Below are 26075 nucleotides of genomic sequence, written 5' to 3' on the forward strand. Positions count from 1 at the left end.
CCGGGCCCGCGACCCGCAACCCCGCCGGGTCAGACCGCGAGCTCGCGCCGACCCGCCCGCCATGCCGACGGCGCGACGCCGACGTGGCGACGGAACGCCCGTCGGAAGCCTTCGTCGGAGGCGTAGCCCAGGGCCCGGGAGGTCTCGGAGACGCCGGTTCCGGCATCCAGCAGGTCTTTCGCCCGCCGCATGCGCACCTCGGTCACGTACGACGCGGGCGAGGTGCCGAACACCTGCCGGAACCGCGCCGCGAACACCGACCGCGACATGGCGCCCAGGGCCGCGAGCTGATCGATGCTCCACTCGCGACCGGGCTCGTCGATCACCGCCGAGACCACCCGCGCGAGGAAGGGGTCGTCGGTGCGGGGCGGCCAGGTCTGCTCGTGCGCGGTCGCCGCCCACGCGCGCAGCGCTGACAGCAGCACCGTCGTGACCATGAGCTTGCAGATCGTGCCGTCGCCGCCGCGCGGGCTCTTGACCTCGGGTGCCGGGATGCCGAGGTGCGCGGCCAGTCCGGCGGCGGCGGGCTCGGCACGCGCGAAGTCGCTGACGAACACGACCGGCGGCAGTGCGCGGGTGTCGCTCGTGGGGGTGAGGGCGAGCGGCACGACGGTGACCTCGGCGCCGGACTGCGACGTCAGGGTGAGGGCGTGGCATCCGAGCGAGACGACGGCGTCACCCGCGAGGAGCGTGCGGTCGCCGGCGATCGCCGCCGCGGCGCCGGACGGGGCGTCGACCGCGCACGCCGATCGCTGCGAGGCGCGGCCGGTGAGCTCTCCGGCGAGCAGGTAGACCAGCGCCGCGTCACCGCGTGCGAGGGTGAGCCGATCACCGGCCGCCAGACGTTGCCGCCGGGCGTGGCCGGGCGACACGTCGATGCGCGAGAAGGCGCGCTCGAGGGCGTGCGACGGTGTCATGTCACGGTCGAACCCGCCCCGAGGCCGGGGTATTCCACGGTGACGCCCACCTCACCCGACTGGCACCACGGAGCCGCCTGGCCGAGGATGGAGGCATGCGATCCCCCCGCCCGCTGCTTCTCGCCGCGCTCGTCGGAGCCGGCCTCGTCCTCTCCGCCTGCACCGGCCCGACGGCATCCGAGCCCGCTCCCGACGACGGCGCTCCGACCGCCTCGGCCGCCGCGAGCCCCGTCGCCACGGCGTCGGCATCGCCCGATACCGGGCCGGTCGAGGCCTTCCGGTTGTGGTGGAGCGCTGTGCGTGCGGCCGACACCGTCGCGGCGTGCGGCGCACTGACCGACCCCCTGCAGCAGCGCATGATCCAGGAGTACAACGACGCGCTCGGCGCCGGCATCACCGACTGCACCACGTTGGTCACCCAGACCTCGGCGATGTATGCCGCGACCGGAATGTCGGCCGACGTCGAGGTGCAGGTCGTCTCCCAGACGGCGACCGAGGCGGTCCTCGACGTGGCCTACGACAGCGGCGACTGCGGGACGGTGCACCTGGATCGCTCGAGCGGAGCGTGGATGCTGACCGAGCTCAGCCGGGAGTGCGCCGGCTGACGCGTCAGGTCAGCAGTTCGCTGAAGAACCCGATCGAGATCGAGAGCAGGCCCGCCGCGACCCCGGCGATGAAGCCGGCGGCGGCGAGTTCGCGCGCCATGCGCGCGTTGAGGCTCAGGATGCCGCACACGAACGACACCCCGGCGAGAACCCACATGCCGATCTGGATCCACGGCAGCTGGTCGATCTCGGCGACCGTGCGCGCTGTCGCGATGAACAGGTACCAGGCGATGACGATCACCCCCGTGACGATCGCGATGATCGAGACGGCCCTCAGGTCGCCCTTCGGGGTCGGGGGAGCGGGTGGCTCGTCGCGTGGCGGGACGCCGGTCGCCGGTTCGAGCGAATCGGGGAGATCGTCGTCTGCCATGCGTCGATCCTCCCAGGTCATCGCGCGGATCGGCGATGTCTTGTCAGGTGCGTGCGGCCGTGATCTCGCACATCGGCGGTGCTCTCACACCGGGCGGAGGTTCTGCGAGACCTCGGCGGGTCGGCGAGCTCGGGGCCTCGACGCCGTGCCGTCGCCCCCGGCGTGACCTAGGCTCCTCCCGATGAGAACCGTCGGAGTCGACCTCGCCGCGGGAGCGCCCGGCACCGCGCTCGCCGAGATCACCTGGACGCGGGATCGTGCCGTGCTCGAGCGCCTCGACATCGGGATGACGGATGCCGACATCGTGGCATCCGTCCGCTCCGGCGTGGCGTGGCTCGGCGTCGACTGCCCGCTCGGCTGGCCCGACGCGTTCGTCGACTTCATCGGTGCGCACCATGCCGCCACCGATCCGCTGCTCGGACCGGTCGAGGGCCACGCAGACTGGCGTCGGCCGCTCGTCTACCGCCACACCGACCACGTCGTGCGCGAGCGCATCGGGCGCTGGCCCCTGAGCGTCTCGACCGACCGGCTCGGCGTCACCGCCCTGCGCGGCGCGGGTCTGCTCCGCCGACTCGCCGCCGTGGGATTCCCCGTCGACCGCGCCGCCGAGGGGCGCCTCTTCGAGGTCTACCCCGGCGGCTCGCTGCGGCTGTGGGGCTTCGACACCGCGGGATACCGGGTGGATGCCGCCCGCCGGGCGATCCTCCTCGACGCGCTGCGCGAGCGAGCGCCGTGGTTCGATATCGGCGATTTCGCCGCGCTGGCGATCCGCAAGGCAGACGCCTTCGACGCCGTCATCGCCGCCCTCGCGACCCGCGCCGGGGCGCTCGGGCGGTTCTCGCCCCCGGCATCCGACATGCTCGCCGTGGCGCGGCGGGAGGGATGGGTCGTGCTGCCCGACGGGCCGCCGGAGGGTTTGATCGACGGTCTCTCAAGCAAAGGCTAGACATCTAGCCTTTGCTTACGAGGGCGAAGTCCCCGAACGTCAGGCCCCGGACAGGCTCGTGATCAGCCCCTCGACCCGCGTCTTGATCTCGTCGCGGATGCGGCGCACGGCATCGAGGTCCTGACCGGCGGGGTCGTCGAGTTCCCAGTCCTCGTAGCGCTTGCCGGGGAAGATGGGGCACGCGTCGCCGCAGCCCATCGTGATGACGGCGTCGGAGGTCTTGACCGCGTCGACGGTGAGGATCTTCGGCTCGTTGGCCGAGATGTCGATGCCCTCTTCGGCCATCGCGGCGATCGCCATCGGGTTGATCGAGTCCTTCGGCGCGGATCCGGCCGAGAGCACATCGATGCGGTCGCCGGCGAGCTCTTGCAGATAGCCGGCGGCCATCTGCGAGCGTCCGGCGTTGTGGACGCAGACGAAGAGGACGGTGGGGCGGGTCATGATCTCGTCATCCTTCTCGGTCGAGGTGAACGGTTGGTGTCGTACGGGCGGAAGGGTCACTCGCGCCCGTTCATCGCACTGCGGCGTTCGATCAGCACGGTGTCGCGCCACTGCCCGGCCCACGGGCCCACCGACGATCGTGCGATGCGCTCGCGTCGTCCGATCTCGCGGAAACCGAGGCTCTCGTGCAGGCGGAGGGATGCCACGTTCTCGGGGAACACGCTCGACTGGATCGTCCACACCCCGTTCATCTCGGCCGTGGCGATGAACGCGCGCAGCAGAGCGGCGCCGAGTCCGCGACCGTGTGCGCGTCCGGCGACGTAGACGGAATGCTCGACGACACCCCGATAGGCGGCGCGCGTCGACACGGGCGACGCCGCCACCCATCCGACGACGGCGTGCGTGTCGTCGACGGCGACCAGTCGTCCGAACCGCGTCTTGGCCTGATCGAACGCGTCCCACGTCGGCGTCTCGCTCTCGAAGGTCGCGTTGCCGCCCGCGATGCCCTCGCGGTAGATGTCCTCCACCGCCGCCCAGTCCGCGCGTTCCAGCGCCCGCACGAGTGTCATGTCAGCAGCACCCGCCGGCATCCGTCGAGCACACGCCCGTGGCCGGCAGCGTCAGCTCGACGCGGGAGGCCGAGGCGAGGTCGCCGGCGAGCCAGGCCGTGATCGAGCGCACCTGTTCGTATCCCGTGGCGAGGAGGAACGTGGGCGCCCGACCGTACGACTTCATTCCGACGAGGAAGAAGCCGTGCTCGGGGTGCGTCAGCTCGCGGAAGCCGTGCGGTTCGACCGTGCCGCACGAGTGCACGTTGGGGTCGATGAGCGGGGCGAGCAGCCGCGGCGCCTCGACGACGGCATCCAGGTCGGTACGGATCTCGCGCAGGGGCGCGAGGTCGGGGCGGAACCCCGTCGCGTTCACGACGATGTCGGCGGTGACCTCGGCGGGATCGCCGCTGCGCGATCCGAAGAGGCGGATGCCGTGCGGTAGCGCCTCGACGCGGCCGATCTCGAAGGAGTCGACCTTCTCGACGGCGCCGGTCTCGACGTACCGGTCGACGCGTGCGCCGAGCTGCGCGCGACCGATCAGCTCGTCGTCCACGGAGGAGGACACGCGCACGGCGCCCGCGTTGCGGATGAGCCAGGTGACACGGGTGCGGGGGGCGTCGCGCTGGAGGCGGACGAGCGAGATGAGCGTGTTCGCGGCGGAGTGACCGGCGCCGACGACGACGGTGTGCTGACCGGCGAAGCGTTCGCGCTCGCGGCCGAGCACGTCGGGCAGGGCGTGCGAGATGCGCGCGTCGTCGATGGCGGGCAGACCCGTCGACAGGAGCGAGTTGGGCATGTCGTACGTGCCCGAGGCGTCGAGCACGGCCCGGCCGAGGATCTCCCCCTCGGTGGTGCGCACGAGGAACGGCGTGTTCTCGCGGTCGGCGGAACGGGTGCGATCCATCCCCTGGCGGGCGACACCGGTCACGCGGGCGCCGTAGCGCACGTGGGCCGCGATCCGGGGCAGCGCGGCGAGGGGCCGGAGGTAGTCGTCGATGAGCTCGCGGCCCGAGGGCGCGCGCCCCGCGGCCGGCATCGTCCAGCCCGTGGCCTCGAGCAGGCGGCGGGCGACCGGGTCGACGACCTCGCGCCAGGCCGAGAACAGGCGGGTGTGGCCCCACCGCTGCACCGCGGCGGCGGGACCGGATGCCGCCTCCAGCACGGTGAAGGCGATGCCGCGGTCGGCGAGGTGGGCGGCGGCGGCCAGGCCCACCGGACCCGCCCCGATGATGACGACAGGGAGGGTCGCGAGGCGGTCGGTCACGCGCGGTCGCGGCGTGAGGGTGAGCGTCGACATGGGGCTCCTCGTGCATCGATGGCTGTCGATGCCTTATCGTGCCCCTAACTATCGACGGATGTCAATATCGACTACTGTCGATGCATGACCTCGCTGCCGCTCGTGGAGTCCACCGCCTGCTGCGTGTCCTCGGGGGGCGCGCCGATGTCGGTCGACGACGCCGAGGGGCTCGCCAGGCGGTTGAAGGCCCTCAGCGACCCGACGCGGCTGCGCCTGCTGTCGATCGTCGCGGGCGCCACCGAGCAGGAGGCGTGCGTGTGCGACCTCACGGATCCGGTCGGCCTCTCGCAGCCCACGGTCTCGCACCATCTGAAGGTCCTGACGGAAGCGGGGTTCCTCTCGCGCTCGAAGCGCGGAACCTGGGCCTACTACCGGCTCGTCCCCGGCGCGCTCGACACCGTCGCGGGGGTGCTGTCGCGGCAGTTCGCGGCGGTGCCCCCGACGCGCTGACGCGCGGCCGCCGCCTCGGTGCGACGCGGTGCTGTGAATGATCCCACCGCGCCGCCCGACCCTTTTCCTCGAGACGGCTCTTGTCTATAGGGCAGGCACGCGCTAACGTGCAACCAAATGGTTGAACAACAGACCGACGCCGACATCGACCGGGTGTTCCACGCCCTCGCCGATGCCACGCGGCGCGACATCGTGCGGCGCACGCTCGTCGCCGAGCAGTCGGTGACGCAGCTTGCCGCGGCGTACGCGATGTCGTTCGCGGCGGTGTCGAAGCACATCGCCGTGCTCGCCGAGGCGCGGCTCATCACCAAGCGCGCGGAGGGGAGGGTGCGACTCGTGCGTGCCGACCCCGCCATGATCGCCCGGGCCCAGCGGCTGCTCCGCTCGTACGAAGACCTGTGGCGCGGGCGCATCGACCGGCTCGACGCGTTGCTCGACGCGGACCCGGGTGCCACGGCATCCCCCGTCGACTCGTCCGCTGTCGGGGCGCCTCGAGCGGGCGACGCAGCCGCGCATCGCGGGACGTCCGCGCCCGCGGCATCCAGCCCCCCGCCCGACACCCCCACGCCCTGAACCGACGAAGGAGTACGTCCATGCCCGTCACGTCCGTCGAGAGCGACACCGAAGCGCTCACCATGACCCTGGTCGCCGACTTCCCGGTCGGCCCCGAGCGGGTGTGGGCCGCGTTCACCGACCCGCGCCAGCTCGAGCGCTTCTGGGGTCCTCCGGGGTGGCCGGCGACGTTCACCTCGTTCGCGTTCGAGGCGGGTGGTCGCGCCCGGTACGAGATGCGCAGCGCCGGCGGAGAGGTGGCCCGCGGCAGCTGGCGGTTCGTCGACATCGAGGCTCCGCGCGGGTTCGAGGTCGTGGACTCCTTCGTCGACGAGGAGGGCGAGGCCATCCCCGGGATGCCGTCGATGCGCATGACCTTCGCGTTCGAGGCCACCGAGGCCGGCGCCCGCCTCACGAACGTCACGTACTTCGACTCGCTCGAGGCCCTCGAGCAGCTCATCGACATGGGCGCCGTCGAGGGCGCGACCCTCGCGATGAACCAGCTCGACGCGGTGCTGCAGGGGCTGCGGGAGTTCGCCCAGGGCAAGGGCACGCGACTCGAGATCCTCGACGACCAGCACGTGCGCATCATCCGGCTCATCGAGGGACCGCGCGCACTCGTGTGGCGCGCGCACCTCGATCCCGACCTCATGCGGCGCTGGATGCTCGGCCCCGACGGCTGGCGCATGTCGGTCAGCGAGATCGACCGCGTCGAGGGCGGCCGCTACCGCATCGCCTGGGAGCCCGAGCCCGGTACGGAAGGCGAGGCGTTCGGCTTCGACGGCGAGATCCTGCTGCTCGACGAGCCGCGGCGCATGGTGCAGACCGAGCACATGACCGGCACCGACCTGCCGACCACGACCAACGACCTCTCACTCTACGAAGAGGACGGCGCCACCCTCGTCACCCTGCTGATCGAGTACCCGGATGCCGCCACTCGCGACGCCGTGCTCGCCACGGGCATGGTCGATGGGATGGAGCAGAGCTTCCAGCGGATGGAGCGCGTGGTCGTGGGGTGAGCGCACGGATGCCGCGGCGTCGGGGCCGCGGCATCCTGCACTCCGGCGCGCGCGATCAGCTCGTGATGTACCCGTTCGGGTTGAGCACGTACTTGCGCGGGGCGCCCTTGTCGAAGTCGGCGTAACCCTGCGGGGCGTCGTCGAGGCTGATGGGCGTGGCGTTGACGGCCTTCGCGATCTGCACCTTGTCGTGCAGGATCGCCATCATCAGTTGCCGGTTGTACTTCATCACCGGGCACTGACCCGTGGTGAACGACAGCGACTTCGCCCAACCGAGGCCCAGGCGCAGCGACAGCGAGCCGACCTTCGCCGCTTCGTCGACGCCGCCCGGGTCGCCGGTCACGTACAGACCCGGGATGCCGAGGGCCCCACCGGCCGCGGTGATGTCGAACAGCGAGTTGAGCACCGTCGCCGGGGCCTCGTGCGACGAATCGGAGCCGTGGCCGCGGGCTTCGAAGCCGACCGCGTCGACCGCGGCATCCACTTCGGGGGTGCCGAGGATCTGCTCGATCTGGTCGCGCGGATCGCCCTTCGACACATCGACGCTCTCGAAGCCGAGGGAGCGGACCTGTTCGAGGCGCTCGGCGTTGAGGTCGCCGACGAGCACGGCAGCCGCGCCCAGCAGCTGCGCGCCCACGGCCGCCGCGATGCCGACCGGACCCGCGCCGGCGATGTAGACCGTCGAACCCGGACGCACGCCCGCGGTGTACGCGCCGTGGAAGCCGGTGGGGAAGATGTCGGACAGCATCGTCAGGTCGAGGATCTTCTCGAGCGCCTGCTCGCGGTCGGGGAAGACGAGCAGGTTCCAGTCGGCGTACGGCACGAGCACGTACTCCGCCTGCCCGCCCACCCAGCCGCCCATGTCGACGTAGCCGTAGGCGCTGCCGGGGCGGTCGGGGTTCACGTTGAGGCAGATGCCGGTCTTGCCCTCCTTGCAGTTGCGACACCGCCCGCAGGCGATGTTGAACGGCACCGAGACGATGTCGCCGACCTTGACGAACTCGACGTCGGGACCGACCTCGATCACCTCGCCGGTGATCTCGTGCCCGAGCACCAGACCGGCCGGAGCGGTGGTGCGACCGCGCACCATGTGCTGGTCGGAGCCGCAGATGTTGGTGGAGACGGTGCGCAGGATCGCGCCGTGGGGGACCTTTCGGCCGACGTTCGCGGGGTTGACGCCCGGACCGTCCTTGAGCTCGAACTCCGGATACGGGGTGTCGATGACCTCCACCACGCCGGGTTCTTTGTACGCCACTGCCTTGTTGCCGGACATCATCGTCCTCTCCGGCCGGGCGCCCGCCCAGCCTGGTCGTGTCCTGCGGGGCGGGGCCCGCAGACCCGTCCGATCGCGACGGGTGATCTCGGATCACGTTCGTCGCGAGCGGATGCCTTCAGCCAAACTCGCAGGCCCTGGTGACGTCAATGCGTGTCACCTGTGAGCGTGCAGTTGAGAACTCTTCTCGTCAGGCCGGTGCCGGTGCTGCGCGGCGCACGAGCCGGCGGATCTCCTGCTCCACCTCGGTCGTCACCTCGACCACCGCGAACGACACCGGCCACATCGGGCCGTCGTCGAGCTGGGCGCTGTCGTCGAAGCTCACCGTGCCGTAGCGGGTCTTGAACTTCGACGCCGGCTGGTAGAACACCACGACCTTGCCGTCCTCGGCGTAGGCCGGGAAGCCGTAGTACGTCTTGGGGCTCAGGTGTGCGGCCTCCTCGAGCACGATGACGTGCAGGCGCTCGGCGACCGCGCGGTCGACGCCCTCGAGCTTGTCGATCGCCTCGAGGCAGGCCTCGTTCTCCTTCTGCAGCTTCGCGAGGCCCTTCACGCCCTTCATGGCCTGGAGTTCCTCGGCCCGCTGCTTCATCGCCGCGCGTTCTTCCGCACTGAATCCGGTGGCCATGGCATCCGCCCTCTCTCCGTCGTGGTCGCAGGATATCGCCGCCCCGGCGGCTCCACCATCCGCTGCCCGCCTCGTTGGAGACGCCGACGGAATCACCTCGTGAGTGTCCAAAACACTCGGACGGTGTTCTGCGGCGTCCGGGTGTTTTGGACACTCAGTGGGCATGAGCGGCGGCGGGGCCGTGAGCGAGCAGCGGGGGCATGAGCGGCGGCGGGGGCGTGAGCGAGCGGACGTCCGGATGCCGCGGCGTCAGGCCTGCCGCAGCCCCTCTTCCAGCGCGACCCACGCGAGCATCGCGCACTTCACGCGCGCGGTGTACTTCGACACCCCCGACAGCGCGGCGGCATCCGCGAACGTCTCCTCGTCGAGGGGGATCTTGCCGCGCGAGCGCAGCGCCTCGCGGAACGACGCGATCAGGGTCTCGGCGTCGGCGCGCGGCATCCCCTCGTCTCCGCCGTCCTCCCGTAGCAGGGCGACGAGCATCGACGCCGAGGCCTGCGAGATCGAGCAGCCCGCCCCCTCCCAGGTGACGGATGCCACGCGGTCGCCCTCGACGTCGACGCGCAGCGTGATCTCGTCGCCGCAGACGGGGTTGCGCTGATGCACGGTCGCGCTGTGGGCGCCGGGTTCGGCGAGGCCGAACCCGCGGCGGTTCTTGGCGTGGTCGAGGATGAGCTCCTGGTACAGCGACTCGAGACCGCTCATGCGTCGACTCCGAAGAAGCCACGGACGCCCGCGACGGCGTCGAGGAAGGTGTCGACCTCGGCCTCGGTCGTGTGGATCGCCGCGCTCGCGCGCACCGAGGCGGTCATCCCGAAGCGGCGGTGCAGCGGCTGCGCGCAGTGGTGCCCGACGCGCACGGCGACGCCGCGCGCATCGAGGAACTGGCCCACGTCGTGCGCGTGCACCCCCTCGACCTCGAAGGCCTGCAGGGCGACGCGCTCGGCGGCATCCGTGTCTCCGAGCAGGCGGATGCCGGCGATCGAGCGCAGCCCGTCGCGCATGCGCTTCTCGAGCTCCGCCTCGTGCGCGCGCGCGGCGTCGAGGTCGTGCTCGCCGAGCCATCGCACCGCGGCGGCGAGGGCCACGGCCTGCGACACGGGCTGCGTGCCCGCCTCGAAGCGCTGCGGCGGCGGGAGGTATTCGGCCGCGTCGAGGGTGACGGTGGTGATCATCGAACCGCCCGTGGTGAAAGGGGGCAGGGACTCGAGCACCTCGTCGCGGCCCCACAGGGCGCCGATGCCGTACGGTCCGTGGATCTTGTGCCCCGAGAACACGGCGAGGTCGACCCCGGATGCCGGCAGGTCGAGCGCGAGGTGCGGTGCCGACTGGCAGGCGTCGAGCACCGTCAGTGCGCCGACACCGCGCGCGAGCGTGACGAGCTTCGCGACCGGATTCACGATGCCGAGCACGTTGGACACGTGCGGGAACGCGACGACCTTCGTGCGCGCGCCGATCAGGTCGGCGGCGGCGCGCATGTCGAGCGTGCCGTCGTGGAGGACCGGGATGTGGCGCAGGCGCGCGCCCGTGCGGGCGGCGAGTTCCTGCCAGGGGATGAGGTTGGCGTGGTGCTCGGCCTCGGTGACGACGATCTCGTCGCCCTCGCGCAGGCGCCCGGCGTAGCCGAGGGAGCCGGCGACGAGGTTGAGACCCGCGGTCGCGCCGCTCGTCCAGACCAGCTGCTCGGGCTCGGCGCCGACGAACTCGGCGACCGTCACGCGGGCGTCTTCGAACAGCTCCGTCGCCTCGGCGGCCAGCGTGTGCGCTCCGCGGTGCACGGCGGAGTTCGCGCGCTCGAGGAAGTCGCGCTCGGCGTCGAGCACCGCGCGCGGCTTCTGGCTCGTCGCTGCGGAGTCGAGGTAGACGAGCGGGTGGCCGTCGACCTCGGTCTCGAGGATCGGGAAGTCGGCGCGAACGGCGTCGACGTCGAAGGGGAGGGTCACGCTTCCAGGCTACGCGGCGCGGGGTGAGTGGGAGCCGGATGGGATGGAGCCCGCGGACGAGCGGACGACGTCGGCGGCGCCCCCCATAATCGACAGATGACTGCGACGCTCCCCTCTCTCGACGGCCGCCGATTCCGCATGGTGTCCTCCACCACTTCGGTCGTCGACCCCGATGCTCCCAGCGTCTTCGAGTACTTCGAACGGGACGGAGCGATCTGGGGCGGCTACGAGGGCGACACCGTGACCTTCGGCAAGTTCGTCGGAACCCGCACGGCTGACAAGATCTGGGTCTCGTTCGTGCACGTGCTCGTGGCCGACGGCACCGTGGTGACCGGAGACGGCGAGAGCGACCTCGAGCTCACCGAAGGCGGCGGCATCCGGCTCGTCGAGCACTACGAGATGCACGGCGCCCCGCAGCTGAGCGTCTGCGAGGAGATCCCGGCCTGACCTAGCGCGGCGGCAGGGTGTCTCGGCCCGGGGTCGCGGGGGTCCAGCGCGTCATCCCGAGCAGGGTGTTGGTCGCCGTGCGGTCGGGCAGATCGCCCGGCAGAAGGTACGGGCGGCGGATGACCTCGTCCAGCACCACGACGCTCACGACGGTGCGCACCTCGGGCAGTTGGGCGATGACGCCGGTCGAGAACTCGTGCACGCCGCTGACGTCGACGGCGCGGATCAACAGCATCGCGTCGTGCTCTCCCGTCGTGATCGCGCACCATTCGACGTCGGGCATCTCCACGACCCGGTCGCGGAACGAGGCCCAGGCCTGCGGCATGACCGTGACGAACACCAGGGCGCCGATCGACAGTCCCGCCCGGGCGTGGTCGACCTGGGCGCTGAAGCCCGTGATGACCCCGTCCTGAACCAGCGCCTCGACCCTCGTGTAGGCGTTGGCGCGCGAGATCCCGACCTTCTCGGCGAGAGCGGCTATCGAAATGCGACCGTTATCTCGGAGGACGGCGAGGATTTTGTATGCCGTATCGTCCAATGGCGTGCCACTTCGTCCAGAATCCCTCGAGGGTTCCGCATCATTGCTGGACATTCTGCTCCAAGATGGTCATTATCTGGACGGACCGACGCCTCTGTGTAACATCGCTGGACACATCGTCGCATAAGGTGCGAATCTAAACCCGGTCGTCCACTTGTCCGACGACTTTTCCGAATGTACTCCTCGGCTCCGGAGGCCCCCATGTCGTCACGTCGCACCACGTCGGTTCTCGCGATCGGAGCGGTCGCGCTGTTCGCGCTCGCCGGGTGCACCGGGGGCAACTCGGCGAACACCAACGGCGGCGGCGGCCAAGGCAACCAGTCGCTCGTCATCGACACCGCATTCTCGATCGAGACTGCCGACCCGGGCCACACGTACGACCCGACCGGCAACATGATCGCCAAGGCGATCTACGAGACCCTCGTCGACTTCGACGGGTCCGATGTCTCCACGCCCGTCCCGGGACTCGCCTCCTGGACGCAGAACGATGCCGCGACGGAGTTCACCTTCACGCTCGAGGGCGACCGCGTCTTCTCCGACGGCTCGCCGATCGAGGCGAAGGACGTCGTGTTCAGCCTGCAGCGCATCCAGGGCATGGCCGACGCCAAGCCGAACTTCCTGCTCGGCGGCATCACCATCGCCGAGGTCGACGACAAGACGATCACGTTCACGTCGCAGACGCCGCTGCTGCAGCTCCCCGCGATCCTCGCCAACCCCGCGCTCGGCATCGTCAATTCCGACGTCGTGAAGGAGAACGGCGGCAGCACCGACGGCTCCGACTCGGCGCAGAAGTACCTCGACGGTGCCTCGGCAGGCTCGGGCCCGTTCGTGCTCGACACCCTCGACCTCTCGTCGCAGGTCGTGCTGACGCGCAACGACGCCTACAACGGTGACGAGAAGTCGGACTTCTCCCGTGTCGTCGTGCGCAACGTGACCGAGAGCGCCACGCAGCTGGCGAACCTCAAGGGCGGCGACTCCATGGTCGCCATGGACCTCAACGGCGACCAGGTCTCGGGCCTCGGCGACTCGCTGACGGTCGACTCGGTGCCCTCGGGTCAGACGATCTTCCTGCTGCTCAACCAGTCGCCCGCGGTCGCCGGCGACCTCGCGAACGTCAAGATGGCCGAGGCCATCCGCTACGCCCTCGACTACGACGCACTACTGGAGCTGGCCGGCGCGGGCGCCGCGCAGGCCACCGGAGTGATTCCGCTGGGCTTCGAGGGGGCGCTGGACTCCGGCGTCACCCAGGACCTCGCCAAGAGCAAGGCGGCGCTGGCCGAGGCCGGCTACGCGGGACAGACGCTGCGCCTGCAGTTCCCGAACGACTACCCGGTCGGCGGCGTCGAGTTCACCCCTCTCGCCGAGCGGGTGCAGTCGCAGCTGAAGGATGCCGGCATCGCGGTGGAGCTCGCTCCCGCTCCCTTCGCGACCGAGCTCGACGCCTACGTCGGCGGCACCGAGGGCTTCGGCCTGTGGTTCTGGGGTCCGGACTACGCCGACTCCGCGAACTTCCTCCCCTTCGGCCCCGGCCTGAAGGTGGGCCTGCGCTCCGGCTGGACCGCGGAGGCGAACCCGTCCATCGCGAAGATCGCCGCAGACGCCGCCTCGGCCACCGATGCGTCCGCGCGCACCGCGGCCTTCACCGACTTCGCCGAGGCCATGCAGGCCGAGGGGCCGTTCGTGCCGCTCATCATCCCCGGCCGCAACATCGCGACCGCGAACACCGTCACGGGTGCCGTGTACAACTCGGTCTGGGAGATGGACATCGCCGAGATCACGCCGGCCGGCTGAGCGGGACCCTCATGACGACACAGCCGGCGCAGCGGCGGGCGCGTCGCCGATCGCCCCTGATCGGCTACCTGCTGCGCCGCGCGGGGACCTCCCTCATCCTGCTGGTGGGCGTGACCGTGGTGACGTTCGCGCTCACCAACCTGGTCCCCGGCGACCCGGTCTCGGCCGCCCTCGGCGAGGGCGCCTCGCAGAACCCGGCGACCCGCGAGGCCTTCATCCGCGCGCAGGGGCTCGATCAGCCCGCGGTCGTGCAGTACGTCATCTACATGGGGAACCTGCTGCGCGGAGATCTCGGCACCTCGCTGGTGACCGGTCGCCCGGTCACCAGCGATCTCGCCACGGCGGTCCCCGCCACGATCGAGATCGCCATCGGCGCGATCGTCCTGAGCCTCGTCGTCAGCATCGTGCTCGGCACCCTCGCGGCCTACCGCCGCGGGCTCGTGTCCGATCAGGTGATCCGCGTCGTCACTCTCATCGGCCTCAGCGTGCCCACGTTCTGGCTGGCACTGGTCAGCTTCTACGTGTTCTTCCTCGAGCTGCGCATCGCGCCCGGCTCGGGCCGCATCTCGCCCGCCATCACCCCGCCCCCGCGGGTCACCGGGCTGTACACGGTCGACTACCTCCTCAACGGCGACGGTGTCGGCTTCTTCGATGCCCTCGCGCACCTCGCCCTGCCGGTCATGGTGCTCTCCCTCGTGACGATCGGTCTGCTCACCCGCTTCATCCGCACCTCGGTGCTGGAGGTGCTCGGCAGCGACTACGTCCGCGCCGCCCGCGCGAAGGGGCTCCCCGCGATGCGGATCATCCTCGACTACGTGCTGCGCGGGGCGTCGCTGCCCATCCTCACCGTCGTCGGCGTCGCGTTCGGCGCGCTGCTGTCGGGCACCGTCCTGGTCGAATCGGTCTTCGCCTGGCCGGGGCTGGGCACCTACGCCTACAACTCCGCCGCCAATCTCGATCTGCCCGGGATCATGGGCGTCGGTCTCGTCGTGGGCCTGATCTACCTGCTCATCAACTTCGTGGTCGACCTGCTCTACGGCGTGCTCGACCCGAGAGTGAGGATCGCATGAGCCACCTCGCCGCCGCGTCGAGGCGCGGACGACTCCGCTTCCGCTGGCCCCGCGCCTGGCGCACGCCTCTCGGGATCATCGGCTCGATCATCGCCGGCGCCTGGATCGTGGTGGCCTTCACCGCGCAGTGGTGGGTGCCGTTCGGTCCGAACGCGCAGGTGCTGCCGCGCCTGCAGGAGCCCGGCGTCGACACGCTGCTGGGCACCGACGGCAACGGACGCGACATCTTCTCGCGACTGATGACCGGCGCCACCGTCAGCCTCCCGCTGGCTCTCATGCTCGTGATCGCGGCCATGATCATCGGCACGGTCGTCGGCTCGGTCGCCGGCTACTTCGGCGGGTGGGTCGATGAGACCCTCATGCGCATCACCGACCTCTTCATGGCCTTCCCCACCGTCATCCTGGCCATGGTCGTCACCGCCTCGCTGGGGCCTTCGCTCTTCAACGCCGTGATCGCGGCGATCGTGGTGTCGTGGCCGCAGTACTCGCGCGTGACCCGCAGCATCGTGCTCGGACTCCGCGGACAGAACTACGTCATCGCGGGGCGCCTGCTCGGCCACTCGCCGCTGCGGACGCTCTTCGTCGACATCCTCCCGAACATCGCCGGCCCCGTGCTCGTGCTCGCGACCCTCGACATCGGCGCGGCGATCCTCCTGCTGTCGGGCCTGTCCTTCCTGGGCCTGGGCGCGCAGCCGCCGACGGCCGAATGGGGGTCGATGATCTCGGGTGCGATGCAGAACTTCGACGCCTGGTGGCTGGGAGTGTTCCCGGGCCTGGCCATCCTCACGGTCGTGCTGGCCTTCAACTTCCTCGGCGATGCGATGCGCGACGTACTCGACCCGACGGCGGAGATCACGCACGAGCGCCAGGCCGACCACCAGGCCTCGGCGACGGGGGTGGCCGCGTGAGCGCCCTCTCCATCCGCGACCTGACGATCGACATCGGCCGCCCGCTGGTGCGCGGCGTCTCCCTCGAGCTCGAGGCGGGTCGCATCCACGGCCTCGCCGGAGAGTCGGGGTCGGGCAAGACGCTCACCTCCCTCGCCGTGCTCGGGCTGCTGCCGCGGCAGGCGCGTACCGGGGGCTCGATCCTGCTCGCCGGCGACGAGATCCTCGGGCTCGGTCGGCGCGCGCTCAACCGCATCCGCGGGAAACGCATCGCGATGGTCTTCCAGGACCCGTCGTCGTCGCTGCACCCGCAGCTGACGGTCGGTCGCCAGCTCACCGACCACCTGCGCGTGCACCTCGGGCTGACGGGCAAGGCCGCTCGCGCGCGGGCCGAGGAGCTGCTGCAGACCGTGCAGGTGCCGCGCCCCGCGGAAGCCCTCGGACGCTATCCGCACCAGTTCTCCGGCGGTCAGCGCCAGCGCATCGCGATCGCGTGCGCCCTCGCGTGCGACCCGGAGGTGCTGCTGGCCGACGAGCCGACCACCGCCCTCGATGTGACCGTGCAGGCCGGCATCCTGCAGCTGCTGCGCGATCTGGCGACCGAGCGCCGCCTCGCGGTCCTGCTCGTCACGCACGACCTCGGCGTGATGAGCGCGATCGCCGACGAGGTGGCCGTGATGAAGGACGGGCTCATCGTCGAGCGCGCCGACCGTGAGACCCTCTTCCGCGACCCGCGGCATGCCTACACGCGTGCACTGCTGGCGGCGCTGCCGGGGTCGAAGATCGAGATTCCGGATGCCGCGACGAAGGGCGAGATCGATGACTGACACCGCCGTCCTCGACGCGCAGAGCGTCACGGTGCGCTACCCGGGGACTCCTCCCGTGGTCGCCGTCGACCAGGTGTCGCTGCGGGTCGCCCCGGGCGAGACCGTGGCGCTGGTGGGGGAGTCGGGCAGCGGCAAGTCGAGCTTCGCGCGTGCCGTGGTCGGCATCGAGAAGACCGCCGGTGGCACCGTGCTGTTCCAGGGTGAGCCCGTCGCCCCGCTCGGGCTGCGCCGACGCGCGAGGGCGCTCACCCGCATCCAGATGGTGTTCCAAGACCCGTCGACCTCGCTGAACCCGCGCCGACGGGTCGGCGATCAGATCGCCGACGGCATCGCGACCGCTCGCGCGCGCGGGGCGGCCGGATCGAGCGTCGAGGAATGGCTCGAGCGCGTGGGGCTGCCGGCCGCCGTCGCCACTCGTTTTCCGCATCAGTTCTCGGGCGGTCAGAAGCAGCGCCTCGCGATCGCACGCGCCCTTGCCGCGCGTCCGTCGCTGCTCGTCGCCGACGAGCCGATCTCGGCCCTCGACGCGTCGACGCAGACGAGCGTGGCCGCGCTCATGCGCGACCTGGTCGCCGAGGCGGGCGCCGGGATGCTGTTCATCTCGCACGACCTCGCGGTCGTCCGGCGCATCGCCGATCGCACGCACGTCATGTTCGGCGGGCGCGTCCTGGAATCGGGGCCGACCTCCGACCTGTGGGCGCAGCCGCGGCATCCCTACACGCGCGCCCTGCTGTCGGCGATCCCCGAGCCGGACGGTGAGGGGCGCATCCCGGCGGCTCCCTCGGTCGCGGATCGCGCGGTCTGGGCCGAGGTACCGTCCGTCTTGAACTGAGCCTGCCGTAGGCGAACAGTGAGAACCGCCGCGGCGGTCGTTCGGAAACCATGAGGGCGGCGGATCGGCGCCCGTTCGCGGCGTAGACCGGATGCCATGACCCTCACGGCCCTGCTCCCCACCCTCCGCGCCAGCATCCCGGCGCCCTTCGACGCGGCGGCCTGGCCCGCCGGCTCCGCCCCCACGCTCGACGACGTGACCGTGCGGGCGATGTCGGTAGCCCGATACGCCGAGATCTGCGGCACGCCGTGCGTGTGCACGGGCCCGGCGGTGATCGCGGCGTCGGGCGGGGTGGCATCCGCCGTGCTGTCGACGACCGTCGTGGTCGCGACGGTGGTGGATGCCACGCCCGCGACGCTGCGCCTGGACGCATGCGTCGCGGGCCTCGAGGCGGTCTGGCGCGAGGCCCGGCTGCTCGGGCGGGTGTCGTACGCGTACGACGAGCCCTTCACCGTGCTCGATGCGCACGGGGAGGACTCGTGCGGCACCGTCGTCCTGCCCGGCGACGTGCGCGTGGGCGACCGCATCGCCTTCCCCTGCCCCGGATGCCACACGGTCGGCGAGGTGCGCTGATGCTGCTGCACTCGATCGTCTTCGCCTGCCGCTGCGCACGCGTGCAGGCGGAGTTCGAGGCTGCGCAGGCCCCGGATGCGGTCGAGGTCGAGCCGCGCTCCTGAGGACCGGCCTCGCGGTGCGGACGCGACACCGGCGGTGGCGGGACGGGACGGCTTCCGCCGGTGTCACACCACCAGCCGGTACCCCATCCCCTGCTCCGTCAGCAGGTGAACCGGGTTCGAGGGGTCGGCTTCGAGCTTCTTGCGCAGCTGCGACATGTACAGCCGCAGATAGCCGCTGTCGGCAACCTGCTCGCTGGCCCAGATCTCCTTCAGCAGGGTCTGTCGCGTGACGAGGGAGCCGGGGTTGCGGGCCAGGAACTCCAGCATCCGCCACTCCGTCGGGGTGAGGTGCACGCGGGTTTGCGCCCGCAGCACCGCCTTCGCCGCGAGGTCGACCTCGACGTCGCCGAAGCGCACGATCGACTCCCCGGTCGAGGGCGCCGTGCGCCGCGCGTGCACGCGCAGTCGTGCGAGGAGCTCGTCGATCTGGAACGGCTTGGTCACGTAGTCGTCGGCGCCGGCGTCGAGCGCCTCGACCTTGTCGGCCGAGCCCGTGCGGCCCGACACGACGATGATCGGGGCCGTCGTCCACCCGCGCAGCGCCTGGATCACCTGCACGCCGTCGAGGTGCGGCATCCCGAGGTCGAGCAGCACGATGTCGGGATGCGCCTGCGCGGCGAGCGTGATGGCCGCGGCGCCGTCGGCCGCGGCGACGACGTCGTAGCCGTGCGCGGCGAGGGTGATGCGCAGGGCTCGGACGAGCTGGGGATCGTCGTCGGCGATCAGTACCTTCACGCTGCGTCCTCTCGGGATCCGGATGCCGCGGCCTGGGCGCCGAGACCCGCTGCGGCACGGCTCGTGTACGGGTCGTCGACCGGCCGGTCCGGGGCCACCGGCAGCGCCACGACCATCGTCAGGCCCCCGCCGGGGGTGTCCTCGGGGGTCAAGGTTCCGCCCATGCCCTCGGCGAAGCCGCGCGAGAGCGCGAGTCCGAGGCCGAGGCCCGCGGTGTTGTCGGTGTCGCCGAGGCGCTGGAACGGCGAGAACATGTCTTCGCGGCGGTCGGCGGCGATGCCGGGACCGTGATCGATCACGCGGATCTCGGCCGTGCCGCCCAAGCGGCTCGTCGCGATACGCACGCGCCGGCCCGCGGGCGTGTAGCGGTCGGCGTTGGCGAGCACGTTCACGATCACGCGCTGCAGCAGCACGGGGTCGGCCCGCAGGGGCGGCAGATCGGCGTCGAGGGCCAGCTCGACGGCATCCGGGCCCAGATCGAGCTCGTCGAGGGCCGCGAGCACGACGCCGGCGGCATCCACCTCGGTGAGCGACACGGCGAGCACCCCGGCCTGCACGCGACTCACGTCGAGCAGGTCGGTGACCAGCACCGACAGCGTCGCGAGGCTCTCGTCGGCGGTCTCGAGCAGTTCGCGGCGATCGTCGTCGGAGAGGTTGTCGCCGGCCGCCCGCAGGCCCCCGAGGGAGGCGACGGCGGCGGCGAGCGGGCGACGCAGATCGTGGCTCACGGCCGACAGCAGGGCGCTGCGCACCTGGTCGGTCTCGGCCAGCGCCCCCGCCTCGGCCGCGGTCTCGGCCAGGTCGGTGCGTTCGAGGGCGGCGGCGAGCTGCGCGACGACGACGTCGAGCAGGCGCCGCTCTCCGGCATCCAGGTCGCGCCCGTGCAGCTCGAGGCGCGCGCGGTCGTCGCCCACGGGCACGGTGGTCGAGCGTCCGTCGCGAACGGGCTCGCCGTCGGTGGCCAGGGTCGATCCGTCGGATGCCACGAGTCGCACGCCGGCGAGTCCGAACGCCTCGCGGGCACGGCTGACCAGCGCGGGAACGGCGCTCTCGCCGCGCAGCACGCTGCCGGCGACGGTCGCCAGCAGCTCGGCCTCCGCCGCGGCGCGGCGGGCCGCGCGGGCGCGTCGGGCGGCCTGATCGACGACGATGCTCACGAGCATCGCGATGATCACGTACAGCCCCAGCGCGATCGCGTGCACGGGGTCGGAGATCGTGACCGTGTACAGCGGCTGGATGAAGAGGAAGTCCAGCGTCACCCCCGACAGCACCGCCGCGAAGACCGCCGGCCAGATGCCGCCGATGAGCGCGACGATCACCACGAGCAGCTGGTAGGCCAGCACGTCGGTCGTGATGGAGTCGTCGGACCCCGTCGACAGCAGCAGCAGCGAGATGAGCGGTCCGCCCGCGAGGGCGGCCACGAAGCCCAGGATGCGACGCTTCGCGCTGAGCGCGGGGCCGGTCAGGCGGGGGAGGGCGAAGCGCCCGCCCGCGCGCGCGTGGTTGACGATGTGCACGTCGATGTCGCCCGAGAGGCGGATGACGGTCGCGCCGATGCCGGGACCGGTGAGGGCGGTGGCCAGGCGTCCGCGGCGGCTCACGCCGATGACGAGCTGCGAGGCGTTCACCGATCGCGCGAAGTCGACGAGCGCGGTGGCGGGGTCGTCGCCCACCACCTGGTGGTAGCTGCCGCCGAGGGTCTCGACGAGCGCGCGCTGCTCGGCGAGGGCACCGGGGGCGCTGGCGCGCAGGCCGTCCTGCGTCGACACGTGCACGGCGAGAAGCTCGCCGCCCGCCGATCGGGCGGCGATGCGCGCGCCGCGGCGCAGCAGGGTCTCGCCCTCGGGGCCGCCGGTGAGGGCCACGACCACGCGCTCGCGCGCCTGCCACGACCCCTCGATGCCGTGCTCGGAGCGGTAGCGCTGGAGCGCCGAGTCGACCTCGTCGGCGAGCCACAGCAGCGCGAGCTCCCGCAGCGCCGTCAGGTTGCCGAGGCGGAAGTAGTTCGACAGGGCCGCGTCGATGCGCTCGGCCGGATACACCGAGCCGGCCGCGAGGCGGTCGCGCAAGGACTGCGGCGCGAGGTCGACGACCTCGATCTGGTCGGCGGCGCGCACCACGGCATCCGGGACCGTCTCGCGCTGGGTCACGCCGGTGATCTTCTCGACGACGGCGTTGAGGGAGTCGATGTGCTGCACGTTCACGGTCGTGATGACGTCGATGCCCGCGTCGAGCAGCTTCTCGACGTCGTTCCAGCGTTTATCGTGACGCGAGCCGGGCGCGTTGGTGTGCGCGAGCTCGTCGACCAGCGCGATGTGCGGGTGCCGCTCGAGCACGGCATCCAGGTCCATCTCGTCGAGCGCGACGCCGCGATGCGCGACGCTGCGGCGCGGAACGACCTCGAGGCCCTCGGCCTGGGCGGCCGTCGCGAGACGACCGTGGGTCTCGACGATCGCGATGACGACGTCGCGCCCCTCGTCGCGCAGGCGGCGCCCCTCTTCGAGCATTTCGTACGTCTTGCCGACGCCCGGCGCCATACCGAGCAGCACGCGCAGCCGCCCGCGCTTCACGCGAGGCTCCCCGGCTTCGGCTGCGCCGGAAGCCCGTCGAGTGTCCAGGACACGCCGGTTCCGCGGCGGGCGCGCGGCGTGTCCTGGACACTCGGCAGGGGTGCTCCGAGCGCACGGCGCCGCCGCCGCGCGGGAGGCGCGACGGCGGCGGGTGACAGACGCATGTCCCTGATTCTCGTCTCTCAGAGCGCGTCGAGCGCGCGATTGAGCGCGACGACGTTCACGCGGGGGTCGCCGAGGTACCCCAGGTCGCGCGGGATCGTGTGCGCGTCGACGAGGGATTCGACCTCGGATGCCGAGAGGCCACGGGCCTCGGCGACGCGGGCGACCTGTCGTTCGGCGTTGGCGACCGAGATGTCGGGGTCGAGCCCGGATGCCGAGGCGGTCAGGGCATCAGCGGGGATCCGACCCGATCCGTCGAGCTCGACCGCGGCGGCCGTGCGCTCCTCGATCGAGGAGATCAGGTCGTCATTCTCGGGGCCGAGGTTCGACCCGCTCGACGCCGCGGAGTCGTAGCCGTCGCCCGCGGCCGAGGGACGGGACTGGAAGTACCGCGGGAGGGCGTTGCCGTCGGCATCCGTGAAGGACTGCCCGATCAGCTGCGAACCCGCGACCTGCCCGTCGGCCGTTCTGATGAGCGAACCGTTCGCCGCGAACGGCAGGGCGATCTGGCCGACGGCGGTGATCAGCAGCATGTAGCCGACGCCGAGGAGCAGGGTGAAGACGAGCATCGCGCGGACGGCGACGCCGGCGGTACGCAGGGTGGTGCGCATCAGGGGGGCCTTTCAGAAGCCGGGGAGCAGGCTCACGACGAGGTCGATGAGCTTGATACCGATGAAGGGGACGAGGACGCCGCCGAGCCCGTACACGAGCAGGTTGCGGCTGAGGATGCTCGAGGCGCTCGCCGCGCGGTACTTCACACCGCGCAGGGCCAGCGGGATGAGCACGATGATGACGATCGCGTTGAAGATGATCGCGCTGAGCACCGCGGATGCCGGCGAGGACAGCTGCATGATGTTGAGCACCGCGAGCCCGGGGAACACCCCCATGAACATCGCCGGGATGATCGCGAAGTACTTCGCGATGTCGTTGGCGAGCGAGAACGTAGTCAGGGCGCCGCGGGTGATGAGCAGCTGCTTGCCGATCCGGACGATGTCGATGAGCTTGGTCGGGTCCGAATCGAGGTCGACCATGTTGCCGGCCTCTTTCGCGGCCGAGGTGCCCGTGTTCATCGCGACACCCACGTCGGCCTGGGCCAGGGCGGGCGCGTCGTTCGTGCCGTCGCCGGTCATCGCGACGAGGTTGCCGCCCTCCTGCTCGCGCTGGATGAGGGCGAGCTTGTCTTCGGGGGTGGCCTCGGCGAGGAAGTCGTCGACGCCCGCCTCGGCGGCGATCGCCTTGGCCGTGAGGGGGTTGTCGCCCGTGATCATCACGGTGCGGATGCCCATCGCGCGCAGCTCGCCGAAGCGCTCGCGCAGGCCGTCCTTGACGACGTCCTTGAGGTGGATGACGCCGAGCACGCGGCCGACGCCGGTTCCGGTCCCTTCAACAGGCTCAGGGACCTCGGTCGCGTGCTCCGCGACCTCGGTTTCAGAGGTGGCTGAGCCCGTCGAAGCCACCGGGCCCCGCGCCGGCGTCCACGTCGCGACGACCAGCGGCGTGCCGCCCGACTGCGAGATGGCATCCGTCGCGTTCTGCAGCTGCGCGCGCAGCGCCTCGGGAACGGGGGAGCCGGATGCCGCCAGCCAGGCCACCACGGCCGACGCGGCGCCCTTGCGCACCTGCGTGCCGTCGGCGAGGTCGAGGCCGCTCATGCGGGTCTGGGCCGTGAAGGGAACGGGCTCCGCGCCGCGGGGCATCTCGGCGACGATCCCCTGGGCCGCTGCGAGCTCGACCACCGAGACGCCCTCGGGCGTGGGGTCGGCCTGCGACGACAGCGAGGCGAACTCGGCGAGCATCGGCCCGCCGACGCCGTCGAGAGGCACGAAGGCCGACGCGCGACGGTTCCCGTAGGTGATCGTGCCGGTCTTATCGAGCAGCAGGGTGGTGACGTCGCCCGCGGCCTCGACCGCGCGTCCCGACATGGCCAGGACGTTTCGCTGCACCAGGCGGTCCATGCCCGCGATGCCGATGGCGCTGAGCAGCGCCCCGATGGTCGTCGGGATCAGGCAGACGAGCAGGGCCACGAGCACGGGGATCGACACGGGGGATGCCGCGTACGAGGCGATCGGGTTCAGCACGAGCACGACGACGACGAACACGATCGACAGGCTCGCCAGCAGGATGTTGAGCGCGATCTCGTTGGGCGTGCGCTGGCGCGACGCGCCCTCGACGAGCGCGATCATGCGGTCGACGAACGTCTCCCCGGGCTTCGACGTGATCGTCACGACGATGCGGTCGCTGAGCACGCGCGTACCGCCGGTGACGGCGCTGCGGTCGCCGCCCGACTCGCGCACCACCGGTGCCGATTCGCCCGTGATGGCCGATTCGTCGACGGTCGCGATGCCGTGCACGATGTCGCCGTCGCCGGGGATCAGCTCCCCGGTCTCCACCAGCACGATGTCGCCGACGCGCAGGTCGCCCGAGGGGACGTCTTCGGTGGCCGCGTTCACCGCCCCGGGGTCCGTGGGGGAGTACGCGACGACCCGCCGCGCCGAGGTCGTCGTGCGCGTCTTGCGCAGAGTCGCCGCCTGCGCCTTGCCGCGGCCCTCGGCGACCGACTCGGCGATGTTCGCGAAGAACACCGTGAGCCACAGCCAGATCGCGATGCCCCAGGTGAAGCCGAAGGGCAGGGAGCCGTCGGCAGCCCCGAGGAACGGCTCGGCGACCGCGATGAGGGTGGTCAGCGCGGCGCCGACCCAGACGAGGAACATCACCGGGTTGCGCCACTGCGCGGCCGGGTTCAGTTTCTTTGCCGCGCCGGGGAGGGCGGCGACGATCTGCGCGGTGCTGAAGGCTCGGCGCGGGGCATCGGAGGTGGGGGCCGACGCTTCGGGCGCCGGGGCGTGGGTGAGGGTGGACATCAGCGGGTCAGTCCTTCAGCGAGGGGTCCGAGGGTGAGGACGGGGAAATAGGTGAGGGCGGTGACGATCACGGCGACACCGGCCAGCAGGCCCGCGAACTGCGGGCGGTGCGTGGGCAGGGTTCCGACCGTCGCCGGCACGGCATCCTGGGCCGCGAGGGCGCCGGCGAGGGCCAGCACGAACACGATCGGCAGGAAGCGGCCGAGCAGCATCGTCACACCGAGCGCGGTGTTGAACCACGGGGTGTTGGCGGTGAGGCCCGCGAAAGCCGAGCCGTTGTTGTTCGCCGCCGACGTGAACGCGTAGAGCACCTCGCTGAGGCCGTGTACGCCCGGGTTCCAGATCGACGTGGTCTCGACGTCGGAGCGGATGGCCGGAACCCCGAAGCTCAGGGCGGTCCCGGCGAGCACGAGGGTGGGGGTGACGAGGATGTAGAGGCTCGCGAGCTTGATCTCGCGCGGCCCGATCTTCTTCCCGAGGTACTCGGGCGTGCGGCCGATCAGCAGGCCGCCGACGAACACCGCGATCACGGCGAGGATCAGCATGCCGTACAGGCCCGAGCCGACACCGCCGGGGGCGACCTCACCGAGCATCATGTTGATCATCGGCATCATGCCGCCCAGCGCCGTGTAGCTGTCGTGCATCGAGTTCACCGCACCGGTCGAGGTGAGGGTGCTCGTCGAGCCGAACAGCGTCGAGCCGAAGATGCCGAACCGCACCTCCTTGCCCTCCATCGCGCCGCCGGCGAGGCCCGGGGCGGTACCCGCCCCCACCGTCTCGGCCCACGTGAGCAGAGCCGTGGATGCCACGAAGATCGCGGCCATCACCCCGAGGATCGTGTAGCCCTGGCGGTCATCGCCCACGATGCGGCCGAAGGCGCGGGGCAGCGAGAACGGGATGACCAGCATCAGGAAGATCTCGAAGAGGTTGGTCCACGGCGTCGGGTTCTCGAACGGATGGGCGGAGTTGACGTTGAAGAAGCCGCCGCCGTTGGTCCCGAGCAGCTTGATGGCCTCCTGGGATGCCACCGGCCCACCCGGGATCGCCTGCGCCGCCCCGGCCAGGGTCGTGGCATCCGTGAAGCCGTTGAGGTTCTGGATGACACCGCCGGCGAGCAGCACGAGCGCGGCCACGATCGAGAAGGGCAGCAGCAGCCGGTAGGTGCCGCGCACGAGGTCGACCCAGAAGTTTCCGATCACGCCGCTGCGGCGGTACGCGAAGCCGCGCACCAGGGCCATCGCGATCGCGATGCCCACGGCGGCCGAGACGAAGTTCTGCACGGTGAGGGCGGCGAACTGCACGGTGTACCCGAGCGTGGTCTCGCCGGAGTACGACTGCCAGTTCGTGTTGGTCACGAACGAGACCGCGGTGTTGAACGAGAGGGCCTCGCTCGGCGCCTCGAGACCCAGGGCGAACGGCAGCAGCGGCTGCAGGCGCATGAGGGCGTAGACGAAGACGACGCTCACGAACGAGAACAGCAGCACCGACCGCAGGTAGGCCTGCCACGTCTGTGCGCTGCGGGCGTCGACGCCGATCAGACGGTAGGTGCCGCGCTCGACGGCGAGGTCGCGCTCGCCGGTGTAGATGCGGGCGATGTGGTCGCCGAGCGGGCGGTAGGCCAAGCCCAGCGCGACGACGAGGGTGAGGCCGGTCAGGACGATCGACCAGATGCTTCCACCGTCCATG

At 71.2% G+C, this 26075-nt stretch carries 27 protein-coding genes; 12 read left to right on the plus strand and 15 right to left on the minus strand.

Annotated elements, in window-relative coordinates; translation table 11 throughout:
- Positions 1-29: 29 nt before the first annotated feature.
- Positions 30-917, minus strand: a complete 888-nt coding sequence (locus AB0N80_RS03025) for an AraC family transcriptional regulator (protein WP_363577475.1) — start codon at positions 915-917, stop codon at positions 30-32.
- 95 nt (positions 918-1012) lie between these two features.
- Between AB0N80_RS03025 and AB0N80_RS03030 the strand changes: the two genes are divergently transcribed.
- A complete protein-coding gene (locus AB0N80_RS03030) occupies positions 1013-1522 on the plus strand; it encodes a hypothetical protein (RefSeq protein ID WP_363577477.1) in 510 nt (169 codons plus the stop codon).
- Between the two features lie 4 nt (positions 1523-1526).
- On the opposite strand, the gene AB0N80_RS03035 is transcribed toward AB0N80_RS03030, so the two are convergent.
- The gene (locus AB0N80_RS03035) at positions 1527-1892 is read right to left on the minus strand and encodes a hypothetical protein (RefSeq protein WP_363577479.1); all 366 of its coding nucleotides are present in this window, start codon (positions 1890-1892) and stop codon (positions 1527-1529) included.
- Between the two features lie 181 nt (positions 1893-2073).
- On the opposite strand from AB0N80_RS03035, the gene AB0N80_RS03040 reads away from it, so the two are divergent.
- The gene (locus tag AB0N80_RS03040; RefSeq protein ID WP_363577481.1) at positions 2074-2838 is read left to right on the plus strand and encodes a DUF429 domain-containing protein; all 765 of its coding nucleotides are present in this window, start codon (positions 2074-2076) and stop codon (positions 2836-2838) included.
- Positions 2839-2877: 39 nt separating this feature from the next.
- Here the strand turns inward: AB0N80_RS03040 and AB0N80_RS03045 are convergent, their stop codons facing one another.
- The 3 genes from AB0N80_RS03045 to AB0N80_RS03055 are packed head-to-tail and all read right to left on the minus strand — an operon-like array spanning position 2878 to position 5127.
- On the minus strand, positions 2878-3279 hold the full coding sequence (locus tag AB0N80_RS03045) for an arsenate reductase ArsC (RefSeq protein WP_363577483.1): 402 nt from the start codon (positions 3277-3279) through the stop codon (positions 2878-2880).
- A gap of 56 nt (positions 3280-3335) precedes the next feature.
- Entirely contained in the window at positions 3336-3848 is a 513-nt protein-coding gene (locus AB0N80_RS03050) for an N-acetyltransferase family protein (protein WP_315993987.1), read from the minus strand.
- A 1-nt stretch (position 3849) separates the two neighbouring features.
- A complete protein-coding gene (locus AB0N80_RS03055) occupies positions 3850-5127 on the minus strand; it encodes an NAD(P)-binding domain-containing protein (protein ID WP_363577485.1) in 1278 nt (425 codons plus the stop codon).
- Positions 5128-5211: 84 nt separating this feature from the next.
- Between AB0N80_RS03055 and AB0N80_RS03060 the strand changes: the two genes are divergently transcribed.
- From AB0N80_RS03060 to AB0N80_RS03070, 3 genes are all read left to right on the plus strand, one after another.
- Entirely contained in the window at positions 5212-5577 is a 366-nt protein-coding gene (locus AB0N80_RS03060; RefSeq protein ID WP_315993985.1) for a metalloregulator ArsR/SmtB family transcription factor, read from the plus strand.
- A 117-nt stretch (positions 5578-5694) separates the two neighbouring features.
- Positions 5695-6150 carry a metalloregulator ArsR/SmtB family transcription factor gene (locus tag AB0N80_RS03065; protein ID WP_363577487.1) on the plus strand — a complete coding sequence of 152 codons (456 nt, stop codon included), beginning with the start codon at positions 5695-5697 and terminating at the stop codon, positions 6148-6150.
- A gap of 20 nt (positions 6151-6170) precedes the next feature.
- Entirely contained in the window at positions 6171-7148 is a 978-nt protein-coding gene (locus AB0N80_RS03070) for an SRPBCC family protein (RefSeq protein WP_363577489.1), read from the plus strand.
- A gap of 55 nt (positions 7149-7203) precedes the next feature.
- Here AB0N80_RS03070 and fdhA read toward each other — a convergent pair whose 3' ends face one another.
- From fdhA to AB0N80_RS03090, 4 genes are all read right to left on the minus strand, one after another.
- Positions 7204-8421, minus strand: a complete 1218-nt coding sequence (fdhA, locus tag AB0N80_RS03075; protein ID WP_315993982.1) for a formaldehyde dehydrogenase, glutathione-independent — start codon at positions 8419-8421, stop codon at positions 7204-7206.
- A gap of 190 nt (positions 8422-8611) precedes the next feature.
- Positions 8612-9049: a hypothetical protein gene (locus tag AB0N80_RS03080; protein WP_363577491.1), complete on the minus strand. Its 438-nt coding sequence runs from the start codon at positions 9047-9049 to the stop codon at positions 8612-8614.
- Positions 9050-9298: 249 nt separating this feature from the next.
- Positions 9299-9754 (minus strand): Fe-S cluster assembly sulfur transfer protein SufU, encoded by a 456-nt coding sequence (sufU, locus tag AB0N80_RS03085; protein WP_363387990.1) that lies wholly within the window; start codon positions 9752-9754, stop codon positions 9299-9301.
- Entirely contained in the window at positions 9751-10992 is a 1242-nt protein-coding gene (locus tag AB0N80_RS03090) for a SufS family cysteine desulfurase (RefSeq protein ID WP_363577493.1), read from the minus strand. The genes sufU and AB0N80_RS03090 overlap by 4 nt, the downstream gene beginning before the upstream one ends.
- 96 nt (positions 10993-11088) lie before the next feature.
- Here AB0N80_RS03090 and AB0N80_RS03095 point away from each other — a divergent pair, with 96 nt between their 5' ends.
- Positions 11089-11439 carry a hypothetical protein gene (locus AB0N80_RS03095; RefSeq protein WP_315993978.1) on the plus strand — a complete coding sequence of 117 codons (351 nt, stop codon included), beginning with the start codon at positions 11089-11091 and terminating at the stop codon, positions 11437-11439.
- Between the two features lies 1 nt (position 11440).
- On the opposite strand, the gene AB0N80_RS03100 is transcribed toward AB0N80_RS03095, so the two are convergent.
- Positions 11441-11977, minus strand: a complete 537-nt coding sequence (locus AB0N80_RS03100; RefSeq protein WP_315993977.1) for an Lrp/AsnC family transcriptional regulator — start codon at positions 11975-11977, stop codon at positions 11441-11443.
- A 201-nt stretch (positions 11978-12178) separates the two neighbouring features.
- On the opposite strand from AB0N80_RS03100, the gene AB0N80_RS03105 reads away from it, so the two are divergent.
- The 6 genes from AB0N80_RS03105 to AB0N80_RS03130 all read left to right on the plus strand — a co-directional run bounded on the left by AB0N80_RS03105 (position 12179) and on the right by AB0N80_RS03130 (position 17957).
- On the plus strand, positions 12179-13768 hold the full coding sequence (locus tag AB0N80_RS03105) for an ABC transporter substrate-binding protein (RefSeq protein ID WP_363577495.1): 1590 nt from the start codon (positions 12179-12181) through the stop codon (positions 13766-13768).
- 11 nt (positions 13769-13779) lie between these two features.
- Positions 13780-14838 carry an ABC transporter permease gene (locus AB0N80_RS03110; protein WP_363577497.1) on the plus strand — a complete coding sequence of 353 codons (1059 nt, stop codon included), beginning with the start codon at positions 13780-13782 and terminating at the stop codon, positions 14836-14838.
- A complete protein-coding gene (locus AB0N80_RS03115; RefSeq protein ID WP_315993974.1) occupies positions 14835-15746 on the plus strand; it encodes an ABC transporter permease in 912 nt (303 codons plus the stop codon). Before AB0N80_RS03110 ends, AB0N80_RS03115 begins: the two co-directional genes overlap by 4 nt.
- A complete protein-coding gene (locus tag AB0N80_RS03120) occupies positions 15743-16552 on the plus strand; it encodes an ABC transporter ATP-binding protein (protein ID WP_363577499.1) in 810 nt (269 codons plus the stop codon). Before AB0N80_RS03115 ends, AB0N80_RS03120 begins: the two co-directional genes overlap by 4 nt.
- The gene (locus AB0N80_RS03125; protein ID WP_363387980.1) at positions 16545-17384 is read left to right on the plus strand and encodes an ATP-binding cassette domain-containing protein; all 840 of its coding nucleotides are present in this window, start codon (positions 16545-16547) and stop codon (positions 17382-17384) included. The genes AB0N80_RS03120 and AB0N80_RS03125 overlap by 8 nt, the downstream gene beginning before the upstream one ends.
- A 96-nt stretch (positions 17385-17480) precedes the next feature.
- Positions 17481-17957: a hypothetical protein gene (locus tag AB0N80_RS03130; protein ID WP_363577501.1), complete on the plus strand. Its 477-nt coding sequence runs from the start codon at positions 17481-17483 to the stop codon at positions 17955-17957.
- Positions 17958-18124: 167 nt separating this feature from the next.
- On the opposite strand, the gene AB0N80_RS03135 is transcribed toward AB0N80_RS03130, so the two are convergent.
- From AB0N80_RS03135 to kdpA, 5 genes are all read right to left on the minus strand, one after another.
- Complete coding sequence (locus AB0N80_RS03135; RefSeq protein ID WP_363387974.1) at positions 18125-18796, minus strand: response regulator; 672 nt, start codon at positions 18794-18796, stop codon at positions 18125-18127.
- A complete protein-coding gene (locus AB0N80_RS03140) occupies positions 18793-21366 on the minus strand; it encodes a DUF4118 domain-containing protein (protein WP_363577503.1) in 2574 nt (857 codons plus the stop codon). Before AB0N80_RS03140 ends, AB0N80_RS03135 begins: the two co-directional genes overlap by 4 nt.
- Before the next feature lie 182 nt (positions 21367-21548).
- Positions 21549-22139: a K(+)-transporting ATPase subunit C gene (gene kdpC / locus AB0N80_RS03145; RefSeq protein WP_363577505.1), complete on the minus strand. Its 591-nt coding sequence runs from the start codon at positions 22137-22139 to the stop codon at positions 21549-21551.
- 12 nt (positions 22140-22151) lie between these two features.
- Entirely contained in the window at positions 22152-24389 is a 2238-nt protein-coding gene (gene kdpB / locus AB0N80_RS03150; RefSeq protein WP_363577507.1) for a potassium-transporting ATPase subunit KdpB, read from the minus strand.
- On the minus strand, positions 24389-26074 hold the full coding sequence (gene kdpA, locus AB0N80_RS03155; RefSeq protein ID WP_363577509.1) for a potassium-transporting ATPase subunit KdpA: 1686 nt from the start codon (positions 26072-26074) through the stop codon (positions 24389-24391). The genes kdpB and kdpA overlap by 1 nt, the downstream gene beginning before the upstream one ends.
- Position 26075: the final 1 nt, after the last annotated feature.

This window comes from Microbacterium sp. NPDC089188, from assembly GCF_040685155.1.
GTDB classification, from domain to species: domain Bacteria; phylum Actinomycetota; class Actinomycetes; order Actinomycetales; family Microbacteriaceae; genus Microbacterium; species Microbacterium galbum.

Excerpts from the sequence above, each read along its gene's own strand:
- AB0N80_RS03025 (WP_363577475.1), bottom strand. The coding sequence starts at position 917 with ATGACACCGTCGCACGCCCTCGAGCGCGCCTTCTCGCGCATCGACGTG.
- AB0N80_RS03030 (WP_363577477.1), top strand. The coding sequence starts at position 1,013 with ATGCGATCCCCCCGCCCGCTGCTTCTCGCCGCGCTCGTCGGAGCCGGC.
- AB0N80_RS03035 (WP_363577479.1), bottom strand. The coding sequence starts at position 1,892 with ATGGCAGACGACGATCTCCCCGATTCGCTCGAACCGGCGACCGGCGTC.
- AB0N80_RS03040 (WP_363577481.1), top strand. The coding sequence starts at position 2,074 with ATGAGAACCGTCGGAGTCGACCTCGCCGCGGGAGCGCCCGGCACCGCG.
- AB0N80_RS03045 (WP_363577483.1), bottom strand. The coding sequence starts at position 3,279 with ATGACCCGCCCCACCGTCCTCTTCGTCTGCGTCCACAACGCCGGACGC.
- AB0N80_RS03050 (WP_315993987.1), bottom strand. The coding sequence starts at position 3,848 with ATGACACTCGTGCGGGCGCTGGAACGCGCGGACTGGGCGGCGGTGGAG.
- AB0N80_RS03055 (WP_363577485.1), bottom strand. The coding sequence starts at position 5,127 with ATGTCGACGCTCACCCTCACGCCGCGACCGCGCGTGACCGACCGCCTC.
- AB0N80_RS03060 (WP_315993985.1), top strand. The coding sequence starts at position 5,212 with ATGACCTCGCTGCCGCTCGTGGAGTCCACCGCCTGCTGCGTGTCCTCG.
- AB0N80_RS03065 (WP_363577487.1), top strand. The coding sequence starts at position 5,695 with ATGGTTGAACAACAGACCGACGCCGACATCGACCGGGTGTTCCACGCC.
- AB0N80_RS03070 (WP_363577489.1), top strand. The coding sequence starts at position 6,171 with ATGCCCGTCACGTCCGTCGAGAGCGACACCGAAGCGCTCACCATGACC.
- fdhA (WP_315993982.1), bottom strand. The coding sequence starts at position 8,421 with ATGTCCGGCAACAAGGCAGTGGCGTACAAAGAACCCGGCGTGGTGGAG.
- AB0N80_RS03080 (WP_363577491.1), bottom strand. The coding sequence starts at position 9,049 with ATGGCCACCGGATTCAGTGCGGAAGAACGCGCGGCGATGAAGCAGCGG.
- sufU (WP_363387990.1), bottom strand. The coding sequence starts at position 9,754 with ATGAGCGGTCTCGAGTCGCTGTACCAGGAGCTCATCCTCGACCACGCC.
- AB0N80_RS03095 (WP_315993978.1), top strand. The coding sequence starts at position 11,089 with ATGACTGCGACGCTCCCCTCTCTCGACGGCCGCCGATTCCGCATGGTG.
- AB0N80_RS03105 (WP_363577495.1), top strand. The coding sequence starts at position 12,179 with ATGTCGTCACGTCGCACCACGTCGGTTCTCGCGATCGGAGCGGTCGCG.
- AB0N80_RS03110 (WP_363577497.1), top strand. The coding sequence starts at position 13,780 with ATGACGACACAGCCGGCGCAGCGGCGGGCGCGTCGCCGATCGCCCCTG.
- AB0N80_RS03115 (WP_315993974.1), top strand. The coding sequence starts at position 14,835 with ATGAGCCACCTCGCCGCCGCGTCGAGGCGCGGACGACTCCGCTTCCGC.
- AB0N80_RS03125 (WP_363387980.1), top strand. The coding sequence starts at position 16,545 with ATGACTGACACCGCCGTCCTCGACGCGCAGAGCGTCACGGTGCGCTAC.
- AB0N80_RS03130 (WP_363577501.1), top strand. The coding sequence starts at position 17,481 with ATGACCCTCACGGCCCTGCTCCCCACCCTCCGCGCCAGCATCCCGGCG.
- kdpC (WP_363577505.1), bottom strand. The coding sequence starts at position 22,139 with ATGCGCACCACCCTGCGTACCGCCGGCGTCGCCGTCCGCGCGATGCTC.
- kdpB (WP_363577507.1), bottom strand. The coding sequence starts at position 24,389 with ATGTCCACCCTCACCCACGCCCCGGCGCCCGAAGCGTCGGCCCCCACC.
- kdpA (WP_363577509.1), bottom strand. The coding sequence starts at position 26,074 with ATGGACGGTGGAAGCATCTGGTCGATCGTCCTGACCGGCCTCACCCTC.